This is a genomic window from Candidatus Nitrosopumilus sp. (assembly GCF_965223225.1).
Taxonomy (GTDB): domain Archaea; phylum Thermoproteota; class Nitrososphaeria; order Nitrososphaerales; family Nitrosopumilaceae; genus Nitrosopumilus.
In genome coordinates this window covers 353,005-374,822 of record NZ_CBDCVU010000004.1, presented here as the reverse complement: position 1 = coordinate 374,822, position 21,818 = coordinate 353,005, and the positions used below count along the sequence as shown (strand labels likewise).

The window sequence follows — 21,818 nt, the reverse complement described above, 5'->3', positions numbered from 1 at the left end:
TAAATAAATGACATAAATTAAAATGAAAAAATTTTAAAAAAACAGGTTTAAAGTGAAAAACAAGTTTAATTTTTAATTCTCATGATTTTGGTTTTATCCATTACAACCCAATATTCAACATTCTGGCCATTTTCTAACTTGCCTTTAACTTCATCATCAATTAGAGTTACATCTAAAGTCTCAAAAGTTTCAGAATCCATTACCTGAACTGTATCGCCATTAATAGATATAATTTGGCCAACTTTTTTGTTAATCATTGGAACGTGAATTTGCATACTGACAGGTCCAACATGTGGTCTTTTTTGTCCATCAAAAATTCCCTCACCTACAATTCTAGCTTTTGCAGCACCATGTTTTCCAGGTTTGGATGTATCATATTCAACGATTCTACAAGGTTCGCCACTTGGTTGGTCAGAGTGAGGCAACAAAATGTAAGAACCAATTTTTAAAGATCCAAGATCAGCAGGTTTACTCATGAAAAATCAGGTTTTAGTCGAATATTTAACTTCTACGCACATAAAAAAAGGACAAAAACAGATGGAAGAAAATTAAAAAAAATAGAATTTTACTTAAAAAAAATTGTTAAACTAGAAACAGCTTTCAACCACAACCAGTTTCATAGAAAAGAAAATAAAAAATCAATCTAGTTTCAAACATCAAAACTAAATCAAGACATATTATATCATCTTAAATTGAAAAATGATTTTTTTATTTAAGATGTTCTAAAATAGATAGGCTCACTAAGTTAGTAAGAGTTAGTCCTTTTCTGTTAACATCACGTCTGGTTTGGTCACAATATTTCTTTACGCTCTGGTAACTCTTTTCACTTGCAACCTCAATTACAACAATATCTTCAGAATAGGGGAAAGTGAATTTAGAAGGAGTAAGACAAAAGGTTTTCATATTCCCAGATCCTGCTTTTTCAATTTTATCTCGTCTCAGTAACAAATTTGCAATTTCATAAAGGTCATCTTCTTCCCCATACTCAAGATAATAGACAGAAATAAAATTTGTTTCACCATTAACTTCTCTTTCAAAAAGATCATCCTTAATGTTAAAAATAAAAGATGTTTTATCTTGATTGTGGCCTAACAGATCTTTTGAGACAATTGAGCTATCTTTGAATTTTGCCAAAAGATAATGATTAACAGAATCTGAAAAATAGGGTTTGCTTTCATTTGAAAAGGTTCCAGTAACAAAAAACAATTTTTTAATATTTTCAGAATTCATCCAAGAATCTTTAAGATCAATAGAGTCGTGATTATGCAAATATGGAGCTAAAACATAACCTGAATAAGATAATTCTAACTCAGACACAAGTCATCAAAAACTCTGAAGGGTATTTATGCTTATACTGAATTTGAACATATTTTCACATAGTTCTTGACGATAGTTTTTTAATAGCATAGATCGTCATTTTTTTGTCCCAAGCTAGCTCAGCCTGGTAGAGCTTCCGGCTGTAGTTGTTGGCTTAAGATGGCTGACCGAATAACAGCATATCAGGCATACAGAAACCGGGTTGTCGAAGGTTCAATTCCTTCGCTTGGGACCACAATATACCTCAAAATTAAATAAAATTATAAAAATAATAAAAAGATAGACTAATTTAAGAAAACAAAGATGAAGTCTTAAATTAAAAAATTTATTGTCTAATCTGATTTCTTGACTTTTTGAGCTGCTGGTCCTTTTCTACCTTCACCAACTTCAAACTCGACTTTATCTCCTTCATTGATGAATCCATCAACATCTGATTTGTGAACAAATAGATCGTCACCAGATTCTCTTTCGATAAAACCAAAGCCCTTAGTACGGTTAAACCATTTTACGGTACCTTGTTCCATTTAATTTGGCAATGATTTACTGACTATATTAAGTAAGTCGTCAGACCAAACAGACAGAAGGTTTCGTGAAATTTAGAAATCTTTTGGAATATGATTATTTTCCTTGAGCCATTCTACCTGAGGCAAGGTAAATCTCCAAACTATATCACCTCGTTCACTATCCTTAAAATCCCAAGGGGCGATAATGACAATATCATTATCCCTGATCCAAACTCTTCGTTTTAATTTTCCTCTAATACGTCCTCTTCGGGTAACGTTATCATCACATTTGATCAACACATTTTCTCCACCGAGCATTTTTAGCACTCTACCAAAAAGTTCTCCTTCTTCAGGTAGTCGAATTTCTTTAAGTGCACTTTCACTTTTTACTTGGCGTTTACCCATATTTCTTATTCATATCATAACCATATAACTCATAGGTTTTTGCAGGCCATCATGGCATTCAGTTACAAAAGAGATTTTATCAAGTAAGGAAAAAATCAACATGTGGATTTTAGGTGTATTGAAGAATGTGCTCAGTGTTGCATTGAAAGAGAGTATTATCCCAATAAAAAATTTGGAAAAATAGGTGTGCTGTTACTTCCTGAAGAGAAGAGAAGAATAGAAAGATTAGCTGAAGAAAAAAAGCTAAAAATAACCATACTTCCCAGAATTGGAATTTCAGAATCAGAAGAAGAAATGCCAAAGATATTGGCTCATCAACTAATGGGAGTTGAGAGTAATGGCAACAGGTGTCCTTTTTTGGATATAGAGAGTGGTGCAAAATCCACACATGGAGGATTTCCATGTATGATTTATGATGAAAGACCGTTGGCTTGTAGAGCTTATCCAGTTATTGAATCAGAGCCAATCACATTAGATGAAAAATGTAAGTTTTGCAAAGAGCATCAAAAAGCCGATGGGAATTTAAATTCTGAGATAGAATCACTTGTACAAATCAAAGAAAAAATGTCTGGAAATTTTTCAAAGGTATGGAGGTTTGCCACAAAAATTGGAGAAAAAGATGACATGAATGAAATCAAACAAGGTTGGATTTTAGAACAATAACATTAGCAAATTCAATAAAAAACAAATAAAATAAAATGTAAAAGATATGGTCTAAATTTTACAAATTATAGATTATGGGTTTATTACAGCACGACCTACAATTTTACGTGCTTTAAGATCTTCTAATGCATTATTTGCTTCATCAAGAGTATATCTTTTAGAGATTACAGGATCAATAATTCCTTTTCTGGCAAGATCAAGAAGCTCAACCATGTCATCATAGTTTCCAGTGTATGCACCTTGTATAATAATAGACTTTAGAGGAATAGTAACCAAAGATAGTTCAATAGAACCTCCAAACAACCCAACGAGTATCAGATTTCCTCGCTTTCTCAACACTGCAAGGTCCAACTTAGCAGTAGGAGGAGCATTTACAAAATCCACAACACTATCAGCTCCTTTACCATTACAGATTGAAATGATTTTTTGTGCAGTTTCAGGATCTTTGGAATTAAGAATATAATCTGCCCCCATTTCTTTTGCAGTTTCCAATTTTTTATCGTCTAAGTCAACACAAATTATTTTTGCATTTGTAATAGCTTTTGCGATTTGAACTCCCATTAATCCCAGTCCACCGGCACCAACAATAACAAGAAACTCAGGTGAGTTTTGGTTAGATTTTTTGATAGCAGTATAAGCTGTTAAACCAGAACATGCAAGTGAGGTAGCAGAATCAGGATTAACCCCATCAAGAAGTGCAAGATACTTTGAATCAGGAATCAGAGCATAATCAGAGTAACCTCCATCTTGAAATACACCCATAGATTTTGGAGTATCGCACAAATTTTCATTTCCTACTTTACATGCAGGACAGTCACCACACCCTATCCAAGGAAAAACTAAAACTTCATCACCTAATTTAACATCAGAAACATTACTGCCAATTTTTTCAACAGTTCCAACAATTTCATGTCCCGGAGTAACAGGATATTTTACGCCTCTATCAGTAACTTTCATGAATTGACCATCACCTAGGTCGTATCCACCTTCCCACAGATGTAGATCACTATGACAGACACCAACTGATTTTACTTTAACTAGAACTTGGTTGTTTTGAGGTTCAGGATTATCAAAATCAGATACTACAAGAGGTTCATTTGGACCGGTAATTTTTGCAGATTTCATGATTATTTTCTTCATTATAACAATATAAGAGTTGACTGGAAGTGAGAAAAAAATAGAGCCTTTAGATATTATCAGATGATAAAATACCAATTATGTGAACGAGACATATGCTCCAAATAGTATTTCTCAAGAACCCGTGAATATTCTATTTAGCCCCTCATCTGTGGTGAAAAAAGATGTTTGGGAAATTAATCTCATAGAGATTTTAAATTTATTAATAAAAATTTTAGAAAAATCAGGTAAAAAGGATCTCAAAGTTGCAGGAATGGCAGCATTATCTTCATCCTTAATTTACAGAATGAAAGTAGAGAGTATTTTTGCATTACAAAAAGCAGCAATGGAAAAGAAGCAGATACAGAGAAGAACAGATGTAGATATTGATCTAATTGATATCCCATACAGACATGAATCCACATATCCAGTTTCACTAGATGATCTATTAGGATTGTTACAAAATTTGATTGGATCTATTGCTAATCCAAGATCAAGAAGAAATAACCAATTAGAAATAGAACCGGTGGATGTTCCAGATTTTCAAGAATATTTTATTTCTCTTGAAAGTATTATAGGGAAATATGAAGATTTGATATTGAAGAAAATTTCTTCAAAAGGTTTTGGTTTACTTCAAGACATTATTGCAGAGTTAGATGAAATTGATTCGATCAGATGTTTCTTTGCATCATTGTTTTTGGCAAGAGATCAAAAAGTGGACCTTGAGCAAATATCAGACGATATCAAAATTACAATCAAAAAAGAAGAAATAAAAAATTAAACTCATGGAGAAATTAATTCAATTAAAATTCAAAAGAGGATACAATGGTAAAAATCGAAGATGAAGTAGAGGCAACAGCAAGGATAGAGGCTGCATTATATTCAGCAGGAAGACCTCTGAGAGTAGAAGATTTAATCAGAGCATCAGGCACGGAATCAAGGACTAAAACTATGCAGTTACTAGAAAACATAATAAAAAAAACAAAGACAGCGTTCAAAGCAATTGAAATAATCAAGTTGCCAGATGGAACATATGTATTTCAATTAAAACCAGAATACAGTTCTACGGTTAAAAGATATGCATCAAAACCGATACTTCCAAATGCCACACTCAAAACACTATCATATATTGCATACATGCAACCAATATCATCTAAACAATTAGTAGAAACAAGAGGATCTGGGGTTTATGCACATCTTAAAGAATTAAGACAGTTGGATTTCATCAACCATCAAAATGTTGGGAGATTAAAGATCTACACAACAACAGAAAAATTTCAGAAATATTTTGGAATTCAAGGAGATGTAGAAGATCTTAAACAAAGACTTTTTTCAAAAGTAAGAAAAACCGCGCGAATGAAACAAACAGATATTCAAGTTAGTCAATTACAGAAAAATTAGTTTAGCAAGCACAGTTTTTTGCGTTTTGTATAAATTAGAGTGAAATAGACAACTTTTTGTGAGAAAATCCGTAGAAAATCTAGCTACCAGTAAAACAACTGGAGGTAGAAGACATCCGCTTAGAATAAGAAGAAAGTATGAAACGGATAGATATCCTAACGAAGCGGTTAATGGAGCTCAAGTTACAATAACTAGAAGAGTGCGTGGAAACAATAGAAAAACATCTTTGAAAACAATTGATTTTGTAAATTTAGCTACAGGCGAATCAAAAGTAAAAAAATCTAAAATTCTCAAAGTATTAGAAAACAGTACAAACAACGATTACAAAAGACGAGGAATAATCACAAAGGGAGCCATCTTAGAAACAGAAGAAGGCAAATGTAGAGTAGTATCCAAACCTGGTCAAAACGGTATAGTAAACGCAATATTACTTAAGGAATAAAATGAAAGATTACGAACATATCGTAATCTGGTTGGATTATTTTAATAAGAATTTGAAAAAATCAAAAGGCAGGAGAATCGGGTTAGAAAAATGCGTTTTTGATCCATCTTTAAAAGAATTAGAAGATGCCACAAAATCTGCAGGATTCAAAATTACAGAATCAAACGACAAAGTGAGATTTCCAAGAAGACCTTTTGTAAGATCAGGGTATATAGTATTGCCAAAAGGATCCCCTAAGACAAAAATAATTAACAAAATTTCCGAAAAACTAGTATCAAAAAGAGTCAAACAATCAAAGTGAGATCAAATATAGCTCTTAGCTAAAGTAAATTTGACAGAAGTCTATGAAAACAATATCATGATTATCCTTCTTAATTGCAGGAGGTAGGCGAAATAATGCACCTAGCCGGAAGCGGTAGGGTAATCATTCAACTATCTAAAGAATTAGTTGAAGGACAAATACTCACAGATGCCAAAGGAACTAGAGTTGCAAAAGTAATGGAACTAATTGGTCCAGTAAGGAGACCATTTGCATCAGCAAGTCCATTAACAAACAACATAAAAAAATACATAGGAAAAAATGTTTTTGCCGATGATAATTCTCCTGCAAACACAAAAAAGAAAAACAGGAGACGAAAAAAATGAACGTATTAGAAAAACAAAACTGCCCTGAATGTCAATCAACATTAGTAGATGACATACAGAATGGTGAAATAATCTGTTCAGGATGTGGCGTTGTAGTCGCAGATCAGATTGCAGATTGTGGTCCAGAAATAATTAGTTCAAATCTCGAAGACAAAGCAAAGCTTGCAAGAGCAACAGGCCAAACAACATATTCACAACACGATTTGGGAATAACAACTGAAATTTCAATCAGTGCAAAAGACTTTAGTGGAAAATCAATTAATCACGAAGTCGCAAATCAAATGCAAAACTTGAGAAAATGGCAACAAAGAGTTCGAGTTTCATCACCTAGAGAAAGGAGACTAGCCAATGTTTTATCTAAAATGGGTGAAACTTGTGATAGCCTAAGTCTTTCAAAAAATGTGTTAGAAACAGCTTCTATGATCTATCGAAATTTGGACGAGCATATAGAAGTAAAAGGCAAATCAGTAGCAAGTATCACTGCAGCTACAATATACATGGCTTGCAAACAATGCGATGTAGTAAGATCATTAGAAGAGATTTGTAAAGGAATCTGCGCCCCAAAGGATGTAAAATCAAAAACAAAACTTGCAGCTAGATATTATAGAACCATGGTAATGGAAATGGGTCAATTAACAGCACCAGTTGTCACCATGGACAAATACATATCAAAAATCGCAAACATGACACAAACAGAAGTAAGAGTTGAGAGATTAGCATTAGAAATTGCAGAAAAAACTAAAGACAGCAGTATAGCTGATGGAAAAGCACCTAATGGAATAGCTGCAGCATATCTGTATGTTGCATCAGTTTTACTAGGACAAAATGTGCTTCAAAGAGATGTTTCAAACATAGCAGGAGTAACAGAAGTTACAATTAGAAACAGATGCAAAGAAATCCTGACTTGCTACAAACTCAAAATAACTTTAAGACCATCATTGGCTAGAATCTAACCACAACTCCCCCTTTCATTTTATTATTAGCAACTCATTAGGATTAGCTAAATTTCGCCTGTATTATATATAGAAACATAACAAAATCGACCATGGCAGTTTTAGAAATAAAAGATCTTCATGTTACAAGAGAAGGTAAAGAAATTTTGAAAGGAGTAAATCTCAAAACAGGTCCAGGAGAAGTTCACGCCATCATGGGTCCAAATGGATCTGGAAAAAGTACGTTAGCTTATACATTACTTGCACACCCAAAATATGAAGTTACAAAAGGAGATATTCTATTAGACGGAGAGAGCATTCTAGATTTAACGGCTGATGAGAGAGCAAAGAAAGGATTGTTTTTGGGCTTTCAATACCCAACTGAAGTTGCGGGTGTCGGTTTTTCTCACTTCTTGAGAACAGCATACAATTCATTAAGTAAGGCACTTGAAGGAGACGACAGAGAAGTATTCATCACAGTCAGAGAATTTCAAAAGTATTTGAAAGAAAATTTAGAAAAAGTAGGTCTAAAAGAGGAATTTTTATCGAGATATCTCAATGAAGGTTTTTCAGGAGGAGAAAAGAAACGAGCAGAAGTTTTGCAAATGGCAGTACTCAAACCAAAAATTTCAATATTAGATGAACCAGATTCAGGCTTAGATATAGATGCAGTTCAAGCTGTTGCCAAAGCAATCAGTCAAGTCTCAGGAAAAGAAGCAACAGTAATTGTGATTACCCACTACGCCAGAATTCTCAAATTCTTAGACAAATTAGATTTTGTTCATGTCTTTGCCAAAGGGCAAGTCCTAAAAACAGGAGATGCATCTCTGGCAGACAAATTAGAGAAAGAAGGATACGATTGGGTATTAGAACAAACTGCATAATAAAAAACCCCATAACAAATCCCTTTACATACAAATGTGATTTATAAAATCACGTCAAAGTTTTCTAAACTTTTAGAGATGTGAGAAAAGTAAACCAATTAACAAAATCAAGTAAGAAGAGATAAGCAATTAAAAATTCAGTAAAAGAATCCATAGATCATCATTTCATATTTAGAACAAATCACAACAGAAGAATCTCCAGAAAAGAGTAAAGTTTTAGATCAGAAAATTGAGTTTTTTATTTAAATAGGGTTCTAAATTGAAGAAAGCATGTCAGAAAATAATGAACAATATTTTTTTAATTTCTCATTTTTCAAAGTAGATCCAAAATGGAGATGGATGGCAGACTTAGCAAAAGAAGAATCAGCAAAAGAAGTGGAGAACATAATAAAAAATTCAGGAATAATGTTTAGATCATATTCAAATTTAGGCTTAAGAGATGATGCAGATTTTTTGTTTTGGTTTTCAGCAAAATCAGTAGAAGAAATACAAGTAGCAATTGAAAAGTTATACAAAACAGTGTTTGGAAAATACATTATTCCATCGATGACATTTTTGTCATGTACTAGACCATCAATTTATGTTAAAGAACAAAAGCCTCACGGATTTGTAACAGGTAGTGAACCCAAAAAACACGTCATAGTATATCCTTTTACAAAAACAAGAGAATGGTATCTCTTGCCAAAAGAGAAGCGTCAAGAAATAATGGATGAGCACATAGAAGTAAGTAAAAAATATCCACAGATAGTACTCAACACGACATATTCTTTTGGAATTCATGACGAAGATTTCATGCTCGCATTTGAAGTAGACGATATCAGAGATTTTCAGGATTTAATCATGGATTTAAGAGAGACGCAAGTATCAACATATGTAAAAAATGACATCCCAATGATAGTATGTGTTAAAAAAGACATTGTTCCATTAATTTCTAGTTTAGGATAGAGAATTTAAAAACACAAAACTTGTCGATTAGTCTCAAAAATTGAATATCAGCAATGCAAATCTTGGATAAACATAAATGAATAAATCGTAGAATATAAGCAAAATAGATAATCATAGAGATGAAAAAAATGAATTATAACAAATTAGGGAAAACAGATATCAAAGTTTCAGAATTAGGATTTGGCGCATGGTCTATTGCCTTAGATTGGTGGGGTAAAAAAATAGAAGAAGATGAAGCAAAAAGAATGTTAAAAAAAGCATATGATGTAGGAATTAATTTCTTTGAAACAGGAGACATGTATGGGAAAGGAAAAAGCGAGAAATTAATCGGCGAAGTATTCAAAGACATGAGAGAAGAAATAGTCATATCAACAAAATACGGTTATGATTTTTCAAAGGTGGAACAAATCGGACATAGCGAACTACCACAAAAATTTGATGAAGATTTTACAAGAAAAGCATTAAGAGGCAGTCTAGAAAGATTACAAACAAACTATCTAGACATGTATGGATTACACAATCCAAAACTAAACCACATAAGAGATGATTCAATTTTCAATGTTTTAGATAGTTTTATTCAAGATAATTCAATTCGAACATATCAAGTTGCTTTAGGACCAGCAATAGGGTGGACCCAAGAAGGAATTGAAGCTATGGATAGAAAAAATATCAGTGCAGTTCAAACAGTGTACAATATTTTAGAACAGACTCCAGGTAACGAATTGTTCAAAAAAGCCGAGGAAAAAGATGTAGGAATCTTGGTAAGAGTTCCAGAAGCATCAGGAATACTCACAGGAAAAGTAAATGCAGATACTAAAATTGATGAAAATGATCACAGATCCGTCAGAAAAAGAGAATGGATAAAAGCATCATTAGAAAAAGTAGAACAACTAAGACCAATTGCAGATAGAAATGGACTTACAATTACAGAATTATCCATGAAATTCATTATGACAAAGAAAGGATTTGCATCCGTTTTCCCCACGGTGGTAAGTGAAGAAGAAATCATCAATTATGTAGACATGACAAAAGGAGAGTACATACCTGCATCAGACATGAAGGAAATAGATGATTTGTACAACACTTGGCCTGCATACGAATTAAAAGCCACAACTCAAGCTAGCTAGTCTACAAATGAATTCACCCATAGATTCAAAAAAAACATTAGAAATAGCAGAAAGAATGCAACTTGCAAAAATTGGAGAATATAAAAAATGGCAAAACATAATTAACAAAATAAAAAAAAATCAGCCTCTAAATCCTGCTGAACATAGATACTATACAAATATGACAAGAATCTATAAGGACTCAAGCATATCAAATAGAAGTAAAATATATCACTCAAAACTATCCGAACAAGACTACAAACCTACTTGTCACATTTGTGATCAAAGATCATCATACTATTGTAACATGAATGACCAGTATTTTTGCACTATTCATGTTGTAGGTCACGACGAAAATGAATTTTAGGAAACAGAAACGGTTTCTTCCAGTGTAAAAGAACTCCCTACAAAATATTCAACCCGAGTTTTCTTGAATTCACGAGAGCTGAAAAGAATTCTGAAATCATCTACATGTATTTGATCTTGAATTGTCTTTGCCATATCATTTGCTTCATCCTGGGTTTTACAGTGAATCATAGAAAAAACATTGTATGGCCAATCAGGATATGTTGGTCTTTGGTAACAATGACTTATTTGAGGAAATGATCCTAATTTTTCTCCAACTTCAGCAATACGATCTTCAGGAACTTTCCAAACAATCATACCATTTGCAGTAAAACCTACTTGACGATGTCTCAAAATTGCAGCAAAGCGTCTCATCACGCCAATATTTTCATAATATTTCATTTTTGAAAATAGCTCATCTTCAGTAATTCCAAGATTGTTTGCCGCCTTTACGAAAGGTTCATCAATAATACTCATGTCTTTTTGTAGTTCACGTATGAACTCTTTGTCTTCTTCAGTTGGATTAAATTTAACATTTTTAATTTCTTTTTTTTCTTCAGTCGGAGCTACTTCATGTTTCTTATCTTCAATCATATCTAACTTCACACCTATCTTAAACAATTGTAAAGTTGGAAGCATTCTTACTTTCTTTATTCCTTCAAGCACATCAAACTTTTTCAATTCGGTTTGAAGATCTGACCCAGGAGGAACAGCTAACGTAAACCACAAGTTGAATTGGTGATCACGTTCATAGTTATGACTTACGCCAGGGTGCCGATTAATTTGATTTGCAATAAACTCTAGTTTATCGGGTTCTATCTCCATGGCAACCAAAGAACTAGAATAACCAAGCTTTCTAGTATCAAAAATGGCACTTAATTGTCTTAAAACACCGATTTCTTTTAGATGATTCAACCTGGTTTTCACGGTCTCAGGACTGACATCAAATTTTTTTGCAATAGCATCAAAAGGCCTAGTTACTAAAGGAAAGGTCCATTGAATTTCATTTAAAAGCTCTTTGTCCAATTCGTCCATAGAAGTCATACGAATTCTGACTGATAGATTCAATTAAAAATGTAGCTAGTAAATTGAGCCTGAAATTTTTTAATACATAAATAGAAACTGAAAACTTCTTGATCGATGATAGTAGATCTTATCATTAATCAGAAAAAAATTCTAGTGATAGGTGGAGGAAAAGAAGCTCTAAAGCGAATCAGATCAATAATAAAAGAGCAATGTGAGATTATCATCATTAGCGAAACCATTAGCGAACAGATAAAAAATATAGCAAAAACAAAGAAGATAGTAATTAAAAAACAAAAAATTACAAATTTACAATTTATTGCAGAATACAAACCAGACATAATCATAACAACTACAGATAACAAAGAACTAAATCAAAAAATCATCAATGCTGCAAAAAAAAGAAAAATTCTTGTATATAGTTCAGATAATCCAGATAACAGTGATTTTTCAAATCCTGCAATAATGGATTTTGAAGACATAATAAAGATCGCAATATTTACAGGAGGCAGTAGCCCAATCATAGCAAAAAAAATTAAAGAAAAATCAGAGGAAATATTCAAAAAAACAATTACAAAAGAAGACATAGGTCAAGCAAAAATTCACAAAAAAATAAGAAAAGTAGTAAAAAATGTAATTTCTAGTCAAAAACAAAGAAAAAGATACATGGAAAGCATAATGAAAAACAATGAAATTGATCAATTAATAAAAGACGGCAAATTCAAAAAAGCTGAAAATCGAGCCATATCGATGATGAGAGATTGGAAATGAGTCAAAATATTGTAAATGCACGTGTAACCTTTCGAAATTCACCAATTCATGTTTTAGAACAATTTACAATAAAGGATATGGATAATGCATATGATCAATTCAAAAAACACTCTGGATTGGACGAGTGTGTAATTATCCAGACATGTAATAGAATCGAATTATTTGGAAAATCAAAATATCATGATCCAAATAAGATTAAAAAAACATGGGCATCATTAACAGGACTTGAAGAAGAGATATTTAATGAAAACATAGAATTTGTTGAAAACAAAGATGCCTTTCATCATTTGTTAAAATTAACATCAGGATTGGATTCAATGGTGCTAGGAGAAGAGCAGATTTTAGGTCAAATAAAAAATTCTATAACATCTGCAAGAGAAACAAAAGCATCAGGTCAACATCTCAACACATTGTTTGATAAAGCAATCAGAATAGGTGCAAGGATTAGAAATTCTAGTGGGATTGGAAAAGGAGGCATTTCAGTAGGCTCAATGGCAGTCAAACTTGCTGAAGAAAATGTGGATGAATTAAAAACCAAGAAAACATTATTGATTGGAACAGGAGAAGTGTCAACTTTAGTTGCAAAGTCATTAAACAGGAGAGGATACAGCTTTGATGTCACCAGTAGAACCATAAGTAGATCACGCATGTTTTGTGAAACAATGGGAGGAAACCCAATCAAATTTGAAGATATCCTTACGAGATTTGATAAATATGATGTCATATTTGTAGCAACAACTGCACCATATTTTCTGGTAACAGAAGAAAAGATCACGAATGCAATGAAAGACAAGAATAAAGGAATAATGATTTTGGATCTATCTAACCCAAGAACAGTTGATGAAAAAGTAGCAACAATCAGAGGGGTTAAGTTGATGAATCTAGATCAAATTGCAGAAATTGTTGAGAAAAACATGAATGCAAGACAAAACAAAGTGAAAGAAGTTGAAAATATTATTAATGAAGAAGTAATGATATTAGAAGCCTCAATGAAAAGATTGGATGCTGAACCACTTGTAAAGGAAGTTTTCAAAAACATCGAAAGTTTGAGAGAAAAAGAACTAAGAAAAGCATTACATATGCTTGATGAAAAAGATGAGAAAAAAATAAAGATTATAGATGAATTAACAAAGGCAGTAGTAGAAAGCATCGTTTCAACTCCAATGAACAATATTAGAAAAGCCTCAGAACAGGAAAAATCAGACTTGGTAAATTTGGCCACAAAATTGTTTGACTATAAAAAACAGGATGCTGCAGACTAGGATTATATTTTAGCAGATGAGAATTTAGATATGTCATATCCCTTAAGAAGATTAAGACGATTAAGAACATCTGAAAAAATTAGACAGTTAGTAGAGGAGACTACCTTGACTCCCAAGGATTTCATATGTCCAGTATTTGTTCAAGAGGATCTCAAAACAAGATTAAAAGTCGAATCAATGGAAGAAATTGAAAGACTTCCGTTAGATGATGTTACAGATGAGATTGGAACAATCAGTGATTTAGGAATTCCTGCAGTAATGTTATTTGGTATTCCTTCCCAAAAAGACGAAGAAGGATCATCAGCATTTGATGACAAAGGCATTGTTCAGAAGGCAATCTCACAGATTAGAAGTAATTTTGGAGACAAAATCGTAATAATGGCAGATGTTTGTTTGTGTCAATTCACATCTACAGGACATTGTGGAATAATAAAAGAGAATAAAATTGACAATGATACAAGTCTTGAGACTCTTGCCAACATTGCACTCAGCCAAGCAAAAGCAGGGGTGGACACGGTGTCACCTTCAGCCATGATGGACGGACAAGTTTCCGCAATTCGGAAAAAATTAGATGACGAAGGTTTTACAGATGTCTCAATAATGTCACATTCTGCAAAACATCGTTCAAATTTCTATTCTCCATTTAGAGATGCAGCAGAATGTGCTCCAAAATTTGGAGACAGGAAAACCTATCAGGTACCGTACACAAATTCCAGAGAAGCAATGATGGAAGTAGAGACAGATGTTAATGAAGGAGTAGACATTGTAATGATAAAACCAGCTTTATCTTATTTGGATTTGATTGCAGAAACAAGAAGAAGATTCAATTTGCCTGTTGCAGCATACAGTGTTTCAGGAGAATACGCATTAGTAAAAGCAGCTTCAAAGTTAGGATATGTTAATGAAAAAGACATCAGAGAAGAAATTTTGTATTCTATCAAAAGAGCAGGTGCAGATATGATAGTAACATATTTTGCAAAAGAAGCTGCAAGGTCTCTTCAAGAATCATGAGAAACGACGAAAGATTTGAGATTGAAAGAGCCTTTGATCTATTACCTCATGTGGTGGGTGCAAGTTGGGCATCAATATGGTTTAGGATGAATGGAATCAAGAATCCAACTAGAGAAGAGTTCAGAAATAAAACAATAGAATATTTTGAAAAACTCGAAATCGTTTTCAATTCTTATGAAACAGAAGATCAAGCAGATTTTGGAGAGATTTGTAAATACATCAAGTTTAGAAAAAATGAAGAATATGCCAAAATCAAATCAGGTCAAAACAAAGAGATTGAAAAAAGATATGATAGGTATGTAGATTATGGGTAATTCAAAAGGATATTTTCCAAATTTAACGAATAAGCAAATAAAATGAAATATAACTAAAATTAAATCTCTTTTTGCAAATCAGCCAAAAATTTCTTTAAGATTTTTGTTCTTCTTTTGGCTTCGATTTTTCCGTATTTTGTGTTCATTTTTGATTCCAAAAGAAATAATTTTTGAAAAAAGTGATCTACAGTCCAAATATTATCTTCAGGATTTCTTTTTTTACAAAATGGGTCTTCAGAGTTATAAAATACTCGTCCTAGAGAACCTCCGGTTGCAAAAACTCTTGCAATACCAATAGCGCCCAATGCATCCAACCTATCTGCATCTTGAAGTATTTTTCCTTCCATAGTATCAGATACAGAATTTTGAGAGAAGCTATGAGTAAGAATTGCCTCATAAACTATATCGATTTCAGAATATGAATAATCATACTTTTTTAAAATTTGTCTAGATTTTTTTGCGCTTTCTATTGAAGAGTTTTTTGATCGTTTATCAGATTTAGGATAAGAAATAATATCGTGTAAAAGTACAGCAGCAAGAACTAATTTTTCATTTGCTTTTTCATGTTTGCAAATCATTTGAGCATTTCTATAAACTCGCATAATATGCTCAAAATCATGAGCAGGATCGTTTTTCAGTTTGTCTTTTACTTCTAATTTTAACAAATCAATAGATTTCATTTAGAATCTCCATATTTTTGGTTTGACAAATTTTATCTTTTTTTGTGTGATTAGTACGGTCCAATTTATCGACGCAAAAAGAAAGATAACGCCAATACCAACACCATCAATCAATAGAATTCCAAGAAGTCGATCCTCAAATATTGCCAAGAATGGTCTTAAAACTGCATTACCAAAGTAAATCATGATAACATAAGAGATAGTTCTTCCAGACCAAAATCCAACATAAATTCCAAGACTCTTAGCGCGCATCAATCCATATGTGATAAACAACATGTTACTTGGCAAAGGAGTAGCACCAAAGAGAAAAGATGCTATTACATATCCATATTTTTTTCCATTTAGATAATCACCTATCATATCCAAATTGGTTTTTTGTTCTTGGCCAATAAATTTTCGAAATAAACCACTAATTTTCTTCAGCACGAATCTTCCAATTGTTGCAGCTGTTGCTCCAACAATTGCAAGAAGGAAAACATCAAGAGTAGGATCCAGAAGATAAAATGATGTCAATACAATCCAACTAGGAGGCATCAGAATTGGAGATGCATTAATTCCAATCAGAACTAGAAATATACCAAAGTAAGAGTATTCGCCAAAAATTTCAAAAATATCAACCATTGCTCAAAAATAATACTTTTTTTTTATTTCTAAACCCTTGGATCGGATATAGTCATGAAGAATTTCATTTTTATCCTAAAAATTTAGAATTATCATATTTTTTTGAAAACAAATCCAGGAAATTCCAAAAAACATACCAATCATTCAATATATTTATAAACAATTTTTACCTATAATTCCTATGTCCGAGATTGTATGGAAATGTTTTAGGTGTAATCTATCTTTCAAGGATGAAGAAATAGCTGAAGTTCATAAACAAATTTCAAAACATTCAGTTAGTAAAGAAAAAACAATTTTTGCCTGATTGGTTAGAGAAAATCAAGTAGTTTGGATCAAAATTTAGTGCAGAGGGTGGGATTTGAACCCACGAACTCCTGAGAGAAGGGATTTCTTATTATTGAGATCTTGAGTCCCTCTCGGTTGACCGGGCTTCGATACCTCTGCAATAATACATCAAATAGACCAATATTTCTCGATTACTATTAGAAAAAATCAAAAAGAGATTTTCAAAAAAACAGATTATTTTTAACAAAGCTTATAATCGTCCAAATTCGATGCAGAAACAGATGGCAGAATTTATACCAATTTCACAAGTAAAGAAAATGCGCAGTGGAATTAATGCTAAAGCAGAAGTTAAGAGTAAAGGAGATCCTCGTACTGTAAATCTCAAAAGTGGAGGAACCGTTGATGTGTGTGATGCAATCATAGCAGACGGAGAAACAGAAGAAGATCAGATGAAATTAACTCTGTGGGGAGACGACATTAAAGCAGTAAACGTTGGAGACATAGTAGTAATTACAAACGGATACACCAATGAATTCAAGGGAGAAGTGTCTCTAACAAAAGGTAAGTTTGGTCAGATGGAAGTTAATCCCCAATAATCTCTTTCCATTATTTTTATGAATTTTTTTTAAAAAATTATAATTAATTTTTTAAACAATAATTAAGATAGTTGAATTTAGTTTTCAATATTGAAATGAATATTTTAAAAAAAATTCAAATCCAATAAACCATTAATTCTTAACGTTTTTTCTTAGATGCAGCTGCCTTTTTGGCTGCAGTTTTTCTCTTTGGAGCTGCTGCTTTTCTTGCAGGCTTCTTTTTGGCTGCAGCTGCCTTTTTGGCTGCAGTTTTTCTCTTTGGAGCTGCTGCTTTTCTTGCAGGCTTCTTTTTGGCTGCAGCTGCCTTTTTGGCTGCAGTTTTTCTCTTTGGAGCTGCTGCTTTTCTTGCAGGCTTCTTTTTGGCTGCAGCTGCCTTTTTGGCTGCAGTTTTTCTCTTTGGAGCTGCTGCTTTTCTTGCAGGCTTCTTTTTGGCTGCAGCTGCCTTTTTGGCTGCAGTTTTTCTCTTTGGAGCTGCTGCTTTTCTTGCAGGCTTCTTTTTGGCTGCAGCTGCCTTTTTGGCTGCAGTTTTTCTCTTTGGAGCTGCTGCTTTTCTTGCAGGCTTCTTTTTGGCTGCAGCTGCCTTTTTGGCTGCAGCTGCCTTTTTGGCTGCAGCTGCCTTTTTGGCTGCAGCTGCCTTTTTGGCCAACATTTCTTTGAGTTTTGGCAATAGACCATCCAAACTCTTAGTAACGGCACCCTCAATCTTCATTTTTTGAGACAGTAGTGTACTAATTTTTTCAGCCTCTTTACGACTATTATTAACGAGATCACGGAAAGAAGGCTTAGATTTAACATATTTTTGAATTTTTGAATTAATATTTGATTGAAGACTAGAATATTTTGAAACTTCCTCAGAAATTTTTCGAGCAGTTTTCTTTCTATTTTGAATTTCAGACTCTAATTCTTTAACATGAGAATTTAGAGAATTCAATCTAGATTGGATGTCTTGTTTTTCATCATCATTTTCGGAAAATTCAATTTCTTGTTCAAGTTGTTCAATTGATTCTTTATCACGAAGTATGCGCCCTTCTGCTTCAGAAATCAGTCTTTCAATACTTTCTAATTGAGAAGTTTTTTGGTTTAGAATATTTGAAATTTCAGAAATATTTTCTCTTTCTAACTCTATTTTCTTATCAACTGAAACAAGACTTGAAGAAGATCGTTTTTCAGTAGATCTAAGATTTTTTAATTGCTGTTCAATTTTTTTTCTTTCTTTGATTGCAATCTGCTTTTGTTTTCGCAAATCATTTACCTGGTTTTCTAAAGATGCCAATATCAAAATCAGAGCAGAAGACGTGGTTAAGTGGTTAATATAATCAGGAGTTGACTTACCAGTTAAGAAAATTAACTAAGTTTGATCGCAATATTCATTTTTTTAAAAAATATTAATTAAGAAAAAGTATCAAAAATATGGAATTTCATCCAAAGAACATACCAATTTTCAAGACATTTGATCTAAGAGATGAAAAAGATGCATCAGATGCTGTGGAAGAAATGGTAAATTTAGGATTCAAGGACAGAAAAGAAGGATTCAAAGTATTAATGCCAAAAGAATCAAAACGTGCAAAAAGAATCGGGTATACAGTCACAACAGGAGTTACACATGGACTTAGACAAAAAAATGAGATAAGAGATGTCAGATACTGGACATATCACCATGATGCAGAACATTATGCAATTGTGTTAATTAGTAGCAAAGCACTAACGGAATTAGGTTTTTGATTTATCAAATATCTTGTATAACTTTGTTCTTTTTGCCATAACCCCTGCAAGCATAACTCCAATAACAGTACCGCCAATTACATCCATGGGGAAGTGTTGCAAAACATAAACCCTACTTAGGGATATCATAGCAGGATAAATAAAGACCAAATATGCTCCTCGTGGGAATCTTTCAGATAAAGCATAACCGAAAATAATACCAAATATCATTGCTCGGGCAGCATGTCCTGAAGGATATGATGCATTGAAACCACCTTCACAAAATAAGGCATAAGTATCCTGACTAATTTCAACAGGGAAAGGGACACCCTCATATTCAAAATCAGGTCTGTCCCTATCAACACCGCATTTAATGTAACCAGTAAGTAAAGTAGCAATAACTATCAAAATCATAAGTGTAATCCCAATTCGACGGGTTTTTGGTATTAATAAAATCAAAATACCAAATGCCATCATATTGAAAACATCTCCACTTTCAGTGACATACTGCATGAAAATATCAATTCCAGAATTTCCAGTATTCTGAGCAAAAAATGAGATCACAGCTTGATCAAAACTTTCAGTTACTTTAAAAAAAACAAGTGCCGTGATAATTAGAAATAAAAATGTTAGCAATACAAATGAGCGAGATCTAATATCAAAAAGCCAATTTTGCAATGGATTAAATCAGAATTAGGTGTCTTTTAATTTTTGTTAGCTAAAATATTAACAAACACATGCAATAAATCAACAAGACTAATAGTAACAGGAGAAAAAGGAATCAAAAATAGTAAAACAGAATAATTGAGACTAGGAATTTAGAGATGATTTACAATTGGGGTTTGGACACAGTCGTTCTTCTGAAATTCCAAGATAAACATCTTGACTACAAGCATCACAATGAATCTTTTCAACTGGATCAAATAATTTCATCCAGATAGTAGTGAAGTTCTGGGCTATGTTTCTTGCAAGTCCAGAATCACAGATGTCTTTGAAGAAAGGTTCAAGATCATCAATTATCCAAGATTTGTCAATATCACCATTTTTCTGTATGATCTCAAAGATTTCATCGTTTGTAAATTTGGTATCAACATCATTATATTTTTCAAAAATTATTTTTCTAATTTGTAAAGCAATTGGAGTTGTAGGAGTAAAATCACTCATACTAATACAGATTGGCAGCCTCTTCTTTTAGCTTCTCAACATCTTGACTATCTTTCAGATGTCCAGCAAGATAGGTGTAAAGAGCAGATTTGAGTACCTTTAGAGAAAGCAAGGCACATTTTATCCTAACAGCCTGGAGGTGTTCCAGTCCCAGTTCACCAAGAACGTCATTTTTCTCAATATTTCTTACATCATCAAGTGTCTTGCCTTTTGTAATTTCAGTTAGAACAGATGAACAAGCCATACAGATTGCGCAGCCTTTACCATGAAATTTTATGTCTGTGACTTTATTGTCAGCAATTTTCATGTCAATATCGATACTGTCACCACAAAGAGGATTAGCGTCATGAAAGGTTACGTCGTGATCCTCAATTTCACCATAATTAACAGGATTTCTGGAATAATCAACTATCATCTCATGATAGATGTCAGCATTACTACTCATAATTTAAACAACCTCGCCACAGTATTTAACGAATTCACTAAAACGTCAATATCCTCTTTAGTATTGTAAATGTAAAAGCTAGCACGGGATGTGGCTGCAACATTCAGACGTTCCATCAATACTTGTGCACAATGATGACCTGAACGTACTGCGATTCCCTCTTCATCGATGATTTGAGCAACATCATGAGGATGAACATCAGCAAAATTAAAGGAAATTACACCACCTCTTTTTGAAATATCTTTAGTTCCGTAGATGTGAAGTCCCTTAACTTTCGATAGTTGTTCTACAGCATATTTTGTCAATTCAATTTCATGTTCTCGCACGTTATCCATCCCAATCTTAGTTAGATAATCAATTGCGGCACCAAGTCCTACTACATCAGCAATATTAGGAGTGCCTGCTTCAAATTTATAGGGCAAATCATTCCAAGTTGTTTCGTATTTGTGCACCTCTCTTATCATATCACCACCACCATGAAATGGACTCATTGTTTCTAAAACAGATTTTCTAACCCACAAAACCCCTATTCCAGTAGGTCCCAACATCTTGTGTCCAGAAAAAGCAAAAAAATCACAACCTAATTTTTCAAGGTCAACTTTCATATGAGGTACTGCCTGAGCACCATCAATTAATGTAGGAACTCCTGCAGCTTTGCACTTTGAAATTATTTTTTCAGCATCAGTTATTGTGCCAAGTACATTAGACATTAAGCTAAACGTTACAAGTTTGACTTTTCCAGTCGATAGATATTTTTCAAGATCATCTAGAATTAATTCACCATCATCATTCATTCCAATGTATTCTAATTTGGCTCCTTTTTCCTGAGTTAAAAGTTGCCAAGGAACAATGTTACTATGATGTTCATACTCAGTAGTGACAATTATGTCACCTTCCTTTATGTGAGGGCGACCCCATGCATATGCTACAAGGTTAATAGCTTCAGTAGTACCCCTAACAAAAACAATCTCTTTTCGGTTTTTGATGTTAACAAATTGTGCTATTTTGTCTCTTGTAGATTCATAAGCTTCTGTTGCTTCTTCTGCGAGTGCATAAACAGCTCTATGAATATTTGCATTGTGGTTTCGATAATAGTCATTAATAGAATCAATTACCTGATTTGGTTTTTGAGTTGTAGATGCGTTATCTAGATACACCAAAGGCTTGTTGTCTCTAACAGTTCGTTGAAGTATTGGGAAATCTTTTCTCAAGTTTTCAAAAGATGTTTGTGTACTTTGCAT

The 21,818-nt window shown here is 33.1% G+C and carries 30 protein-coding genes and 2 tRNA genes; 18 read left to right on the top strand and 14 right to left on the bottom strand.

What is annotated here, in order from left to right:
- Positions 1–65 precede the first annotated feature (65 nt).
- The gene (locus ACOQN3_RS02515) at positions 66–476 is read right to left on the bottom strand and encodes a translation initiation factor IF-5A (protein ID WP_420544915.1); all 411 of its coding nucleotides are present in this window, start codon (positions 474–476) and stop codon (positions 66–68) included.
- Positions 477–708: 232 nt separating this feature from the next.
- On the bottom strand, positions 709–1,317 hold the full coding sequence (locus ACOQN3_RS02510) for a hypothetical protein (protein WP_420544914.1): 609 nt from the start codon (positions 1,315–1,317) through the stop codon (positions 709–711).
- Between the two features lie 108 nt (positions 1,318–1,425).
- Here ACOQN3_RS02510 and ACOQN3_RS02505 point away from each other — a divergent pair.
- A tRNA-Tyr gene (locus ACOQN3_RS02505) sits at positions 1,426–1,552 on the top strand.
- A 97-nt stretch (positions 1,553–1,649) separates the two neighbouring features.
- On the opposite strand, the gene ACOQN3_RS02500 is transcribed toward ACOQN3_RS02505, so the two are convergent.
- Entirely contained in the window at positions 1,650–1,841 is a 192-nt protein-coding gene (locus tag ACOQN3_RS02500) for a cold-shock protein (RefSeq protein ID WP_420544913.1), read from the bottom strand.
- Positions 1,842–1,913: 72 nt separating this feature from the next.
- Complete coding sequence (locus tag ACOQN3_RS02495) at positions 1,914–2,225, bottom strand: translation initiation factor eIF-1A (protein ID WP_420544912.1); 312 nt, start codon at positions 2,223–2,225, stop codon at positions 1,914–1,916.
- Positions 2,226–2,327: 102 nt separating this feature from the next.
- Between ACOQN3_RS02495 and ACOQN3_RS02490 the strand changes: the two genes are divergently transcribed.
- Positions 2,328–2,888, top strand: coding sequence for a YkgJ family cysteine cluster protein (locus tag ACOQN3_RS02490; protein WP_420544911.1), 561 nt, complete (start codon positions 2,328–2,330; stop codon positions 2,886–2,888).
- A 72-nt stretch (positions 2,889–2,960) separates the two neighbouring features.
- Here the strand turns inward: ACOQN3_RS02490 and ACOQN3_RS02485 are convergent, their stop codons facing one another.
- On the bottom strand, positions 2,961–4,013 hold the full coding sequence (locus ACOQN3_RS02485) for an alcohol dehydrogenase (protein WP_420544910.1): 1,053 nt from the start codon (positions 4,011–4,013) through the stop codon (positions 2,961–2,963).
- A gap of 94 nt (positions 4,014–4,107) precedes the next feature.
- Here ACOQN3_RS02485 and ACOQN3_RS02480 point away from each other — a divergent pair, with 94 nt between their 5' ends.
- The 10 genes from ACOQN3_RS02480 (at position 4,108) to ACOQN3_RS02435 (ending at position 10,726) form a co-directional block, all read left to right on the top strand.
- Entirely contained in the window at positions 4,108–4,785 is a 678-nt protein-coding gene (locus tag ACOQN3_RS02480) for a chromosome segregation protein ScpA (RefSeq protein ID WP_420544909.1), read from the top strand.
- Between the two features lie 44 nt (positions 4,786–4,829).
- Positions 4,830–5,405, top strand: coding sequence for an SMC-Scp complex subunit ScpB (gene scpB, locus ACOQN3_RS02475; protein WP_420544908.1), 576 nt, complete (start codon positions 4,830–4,832; stop codon positions 5,403–5,405).
- A 58-nt stretch (positions 5,406–5,463) separates the two neighbouring features.
- Positions 5,464–5,847, top strand: a complete 384-nt coding sequence (locus tag ACOQN3_RS02470) for a 30S ribosomal protein S8e (protein ID WP_420544907.1) — start codon at positions 5,464–5,466, stop codon at positions 5,845–5,847.
- 1 nt (position 5,848) lies between these two features.
- Positions 5,849–6,148, top strand: coding sequence for a signal recognition particle subunit SRP19/SEC65 family protein (locus ACOQN3_RS02465; protein ID WP_420544906.1), 300 nt, complete (start codon positions 5,849–5,851; stop codon positions 6,146–6,148).
- A 95-nt stretch (positions 6,149–6,243) separates the two neighbouring features.
- Positions 6,244–6,492, top strand: coding sequence for an H/ACA ribonucleoprotein complex subunit GAR1 (locus tag ACOQN3_RS02460; RefSeq protein ID WP_420544905.1), 249 nt, complete (start codon positions 6,244–6,246; stop codon positions 6,490–6,492).
- Entirely contained in the window at positions 6,489–7,445 is a 957-nt protein-coding gene (locus ACOQN3_RS02455) for a transcription initiation factor IIB (RefSeq protein ID WP_420544904.1), read from the top strand. The genes ACOQN3_RS02460 and ACOQN3_RS02455 overlap by 4 nt, the downstream gene beginning before the upstream one ends.
- 92 nt (positions 7,446–7,537) lie before the next feature.
- Positions 7,538–8,308 carry a Fe-S cluster assembly ATPase SufC gene (gene sufC, locus ACOQN3_RS02450; RefSeq protein ID WP_420544903.1) on the top strand — a complete coding sequence of 257 codons (771 nt, stop codon included), beginning with the start codon at positions 7,538–7,540 and terminating at the stop codon, positions 8,306–8,308.
- Between the two features lie 270 nt (positions 8,309–8,578).
- Positions 8,579–9,253, top strand: coding sequence for a chlorite dismutase family protein (locus ACOQN3_RS02445; RefSeq protein ID WP_420544902.1), 675 nt, complete (start codon positions 8,579–8,581; stop codon positions 9,251–9,253).
- A 128-nt stretch (positions 9,254–9,381) separates the two neighbouring features.
- A complete protein-coding gene (locus ACOQN3_RS02440; RefSeq protein WP_420544901.1) occupies positions 9,382–10,380 on the top strand; it encodes an aldo/keto reductase in 999 nt (332 codons plus the stop codon).
- A 7-nt stretch (positions 10,381–10,387) separates the two neighbouring features.
- Positions 10,388–10,726: a hypothetical protein gene (locus ACOQN3_RS02435; protein ID WP_420544900.1), complete on the top strand. Its 339-nt coding sequence runs from the start codon at positions 10,388–10,390 to the stop codon at positions 10,724–10,726.
- On the opposite strand, the gene ACOQN3_RS02430 is transcribed toward ACOQN3_RS02435, so the two are convergent.
- Positions 10,723–11,739 carry an Lrp/AsnC family transcriptional regulator gene (locus tag ACOQN3_RS02430; protein WP_420546583.1) on the bottom strand — a complete coding sequence of 339 codons (1,017 nt, stop codon included), beginning with the start codon at positions 11,737–11,739 and terminating at the stop codon, positions 10,723–10,725. The two genes, ACOQN3_RS02435 and ACOQN3_RS02430, sit on opposite strands and share 4 nt — an antisense overlap.
- A 105-nt stretch (positions 11,740–11,844) precedes the next feature.
- Here ACOQN3_RS02430 and ACOQN3_RS02425 point away from each other — a divergent pair, with 105 nt between their 5' ends.
- From ACOQN3_RS02425 to ACOQN3_RS02410, 4 genes are read left to right on the top strand one after another with little or no spacing between them, the layout of a single operon-like run.
- Positions 11,845–12,498, top strand: a complete 654-nt coding sequence (locus ACOQN3_RS02425; RefSeq protein WP_420544899.1) for a precorrin-2 dehydrogenase/sirohydrochlorin ferrochelatase family protein — start codon at positions 11,845–11,847, stop codon at positions 12,496–12,498.
- Positions 12,495–13,760, top strand: coding sequence for a glutamyl-tRNA reductase (hemA, locus tag ACOQN3_RS02420; protein ID WP_420544898.1), 1,266 nt, complete (start codon positions 12,495–12,497; stop codon positions 13,758–13,760). Before ACOQN3_RS02425 ends, hemA begins: the two co-directional genes overlap by 4 nt.
- A gap of 30 nt (positions 13,761–13,790) precedes the next feature.
- Complete coding sequence (gene hemB / locus ACOQN3_RS02415) at positions 13,791–14,771, top strand: porphobilinogen synthase (RefSeq protein WP_420544897.1); 981 nt, start codon at positions 13,791–13,793, stop codon at positions 14,769–14,771.
- Entirely contained in the window at positions 14,768–15,085 is a 318-nt protein-coding gene (locus ACOQN3_RS02410; RefSeq protein WP_420544896.1) for a hypothetical protein, read from the top strand. The genes hemB and ACOQN3_RS02410 overlap by 4 nt, the downstream gene beginning before the upstream one ends.
- Positions 15,086–15,144: 59 nt before the next feature.
- On the opposite strand, the gene ACOQN3_RS02405 is transcribed toward ACOQN3_RS02410, so the two are convergent.
- The 3 genes from ACOQN3_RS02405 to ACOQN3_RS02395 all read right to left on the bottom strand — a co-directional run bounded on the left by ACOQN3_RS02405 (position 15,145) and on the right by ACOQN3_RS02395 (position 16,830).
- On the bottom strand, positions 15,145–15,765 hold the full coding sequence (locus tag ACOQN3_RS02405) for an HD domain-containing protein (RefSeq protein ID WP_420544895.1): 621 nt from the start codon (positions 15,763–15,765) through the stop codon (positions 15,145–15,147).
- A complete protein-coding gene (locus tag ACOQN3_RS02400; RefSeq protein WP_420544894.1) occupies positions 15,766–16,386 on the bottom strand; it encodes a hypothetical protein in 621 nt (206 codons plus the stop codon).
- Between the two features lie 343 nt (positions 16,387–16,729).
- Positions 16,730–16,830: transfer RNA gene (locus tag ACOQN3_RS02395), tRNA-Leu, on the bottom strand.
- A 122-nt stretch (positions 16,831–16,952) separates the two neighbouring features.
- Here ACOQN3_RS02395 and ACOQN3_RS02390 point away from each other — a divergent pair.
- Positions 16,953–17,267: a DNA-binding protein gene (locus ACOQN3_RS02390; protein ID WP_420544893.1), complete on the top strand. Its 315-nt coding sequence runs from the start codon at positions 16,953–16,955 to the stop codon at positions 17,265–17,267.
- A 139-nt stretch (positions 17,268–17,406) separates the two neighbouring features.
- Here ACOQN3_RS02390 and ACOQN3_RS02385 read toward each other — a convergent pair whose 3' ends face one another.
- Positions 17,407–18,540 carry an ATPase V gene (locus ACOQN3_RS02385; RefSeq protein ID WP_420544892.1) on the bottom strand — a complete coding sequence of 378 codons (1,134 nt, stop codon included), beginning with the start codon at positions 18,538–18,540 and terminating at the stop codon, positions 17,407–17,409.
- Positions 18,541–18,677: 137 nt separating this feature from the next.
- On the opposite strand from ACOQN3_RS02385, the gene ACOQN3_RS02380 reads away from it, so the two are divergent.
- Positions 18,678–18,989 (top strand): hypothetical protein, encoded by a 312-nt coding sequence (locus ACOQN3_RS02380; protein WP_420544891.1) that lies wholly within the window; start codon positions 18,678–18,680, stop codon positions 18,987–18,989.
- Here ACOQN3_RS02380 and ACOQN3_RS02375 read toward each other — a convergent pair.
- From ACOQN3_RS02375 to ACOQN3_RS02360, 4 genes are all read right to left on the bottom strand, one after another.
- Positions 18,978–19,646 carry a phosphatase PAP2 family protein gene (locus ACOQN3_RS02375; protein WP_420544890.1) on the bottom strand — a complete coding sequence of 223 codons (669 nt, stop codon included), beginning with the start codon at positions 19,644–19,646 and terminating at the stop codon, positions 18,978–18,980. The two genes, ACOQN3_RS02380 and ACOQN3_RS02375, sit on opposite strands and share 12 nt — an antisense overlap.
- Before the next feature lie 132 nt (positions 19,647–19,778).
- On the bottom strand, positions 19,779–20,132 hold the full coding sequence (locus tag ACOQN3_RS02370) for a hypothetical protein (protein WP_420544889.1): 354 nt from the start codon (positions 20,130–20,132) through the stop codon (positions 19,779–19,781).
- A 1-nt stretch (position 20,133) separates the two neighbouring features.
- Positions 20,134–20,577 carry an iron-sulfur cluster assembly scaffold protein gene (locus ACOQN3_RS02365; RefSeq protein ID WP_420544888.1) on the bottom strand — a complete coding sequence of 148 codons (444 nt, stop codon included), beginning with the start codon at positions 20,575–20,577 and terminating at the stop codon, positions 20,134–20,136.
- Complete coding sequence (locus ACOQN3_RS02360) at positions 20,574–21,818, bottom strand: cysteine desulfurase (RefSeq protein ID WP_420544887.1); 1,245 nt, start codon at positions 21,816–21,818, stop codon at positions 20,574–20,576. The genes ACOQN3_RS02365 and ACOQN3_RS02360 overlap by 4 nt, the downstream gene beginning before the upstream one ends.

Bases quoted from the DNA above. Each gene is read 5' to 3' on its own strand.
- ACOQN3_RS02495 (WP_420544912.1), bottom strand. From the start codon at position 2,225: ATGGGTAAACGCCAAGTAAAAAGTGAAAGTGCACTTAAAGAAATTCGA.
- ACOQN3_RS02500 (WP_420544913.1), bottom strand. From the start codon at position 1,841: ATGGAACAAGGTACCGTAAAATGGTTTAACCGTACTAAGGGCTTTGGT.
- hemB (WP_420544897.1), top strand. From the start codon at position 13,791: ATGTCATATCCCTTAAGAAGATTAAGACGATTAAGAACATCTGAAAAA.
- ACOQN3_RS02445 (WP_420544902.1), top strand. From the start codon at position 8,579: ATGTCAGAAAATAATGAACAATATTTTTTTAATTTCTCATTTTTCAAA.
- ACOQN3_RS02460 (WP_420544905.1), top strand. From the start codon at position 6,244: ATGCACCTAGCCGGAAGCGGTAGGGTAATCATTCAACTATCTAAAGAA.
- sufC (WP_420544903.1), top strand. From the start codon at position 7,538: ATGGCAGTTTTAGAAATAAAAGATCTTCATGTTACAAGAGAAGGTAAA.
- ACOQN3_RS02425 (WP_420544899.1), top strand. From the start codon at position 11,845: ATGATAGTAGATCTTATCATTAATCAGAAAAAAATTCTAGTGATAGGT.
- ACOQN3_RS02400 (WP_420544894.1), bottom strand. From the start codon at position 16,386: ATGGTTGATATTTTTGAAATTTTTGGCGAATACTCTTACTTTGGTATA.
- ACOQN3_RS02410 (WP_420544896.1), top strand. From the start codon at position 14,768: ATGAGAAACGACGAAAGATTTGAGATTGAAAGAGCCTTTGATCTATTA.
- ACOQN3_RS02430 (WP_420546583.1), bottom strand. From the start codon at position 11,739: ATGGACGAATTGGACAAAGAGCTTTTAAATGAAATTCAATGGACCTTT.
- ACOQN3_RS02370 (WP_420544889.1), bottom strand. From the start codon at position 20,132: ATGAGTGATTTTACTCCTACAACTCCAATTGCTTTACAAATTAGAAAA.
- ACOQN3_RS02435 (WP_420544900.1), top strand. From the start codon at position 10,388: ATGAATTCACCCATAGATTCAAAAAAAACATTAGAAATAGCAGAAAGA.
- ACOQN3_RS02360 (WP_420544887.1), bottom strand. From the start codon at position 21,818: ATGCAAAGTACACAAACATCTTTTGAAAACTTGAGAAAAGATTTCCCA.
- scpB (WP_420544908.1), top strand. From the start codon at position 4,830: ATGGTAAAAATCGAAGATGAAGTAGAGGCAACAGCAAGGATAGAGGCT.
- ACOQN3_RS02515 (WP_420544915.1), bottom strand. From the start codon at position 476: ATGAGTAAACCTGCTGATCTTGGATCTTTAAAAATTGGTTCTTACATT.
- ACOQN3_RS02390 (WP_420544893.1), top strand. From the start codon at position 16,953: ATGGCAGAATTTATACCAATTTCACAAGTAAAGAAAATGCGCAGTGGA.
- ACOQN3_RS02485 (WP_420544910.1), bottom strand. From the start codon at position 4,013: ATGAAATCTGCAAAAATTACCGGTCCAAATGAACCTCTTGTAGTATCT.
- ACOQN3_RS02405 (WP_420544895.1), bottom strand. From the start codon at position 15,765: ATGAAATCTATTGATTTGTTAAAATTAGAAGTAAAAGACAAACTGAAA.
- ACOQN3_RS02465 (WP_420544906.1), top strand. From the start codon at position 5,849: ATGAAAGATTACGAACATATCGTAATCTGGTTGGATTATTTTAATAAG.
- ACOQN3_RS02365 (WP_420544888.1), bottom strand. From the start codon at position 20,577: ATGAGTAGTAATGCTGACATCTATCATGAGATGATAGTTGATTATTCC.
- hemA (WP_420544898.1), top strand. From the start codon at position 12,495: ATGAGTCAAAATATTGTAAATGCACGTGTAACCTTTCGAAATTCACCA.
- ACOQN3_RS02440 (WP_420544901.1), top strand. From the start codon at position 9,382: ATGAATTATAACAAATTAGGGAAAACAGATATCAAAGTTTCAGAATTA.
- ACOQN3_RS02380 (WP_420544891.1), top strand. From the start codon at position 18,678: ATGGAATTTCATCCAAAGAACATACCAATTTTCAAGACATTTGATCTA.
- ACOQN3_RS02455 (WP_420544904.1), top strand. From the start codon at position 6,489: ATGAACGTATTAGAAAAACAAAACTGCCCTGAATGTCAATCAACATTA.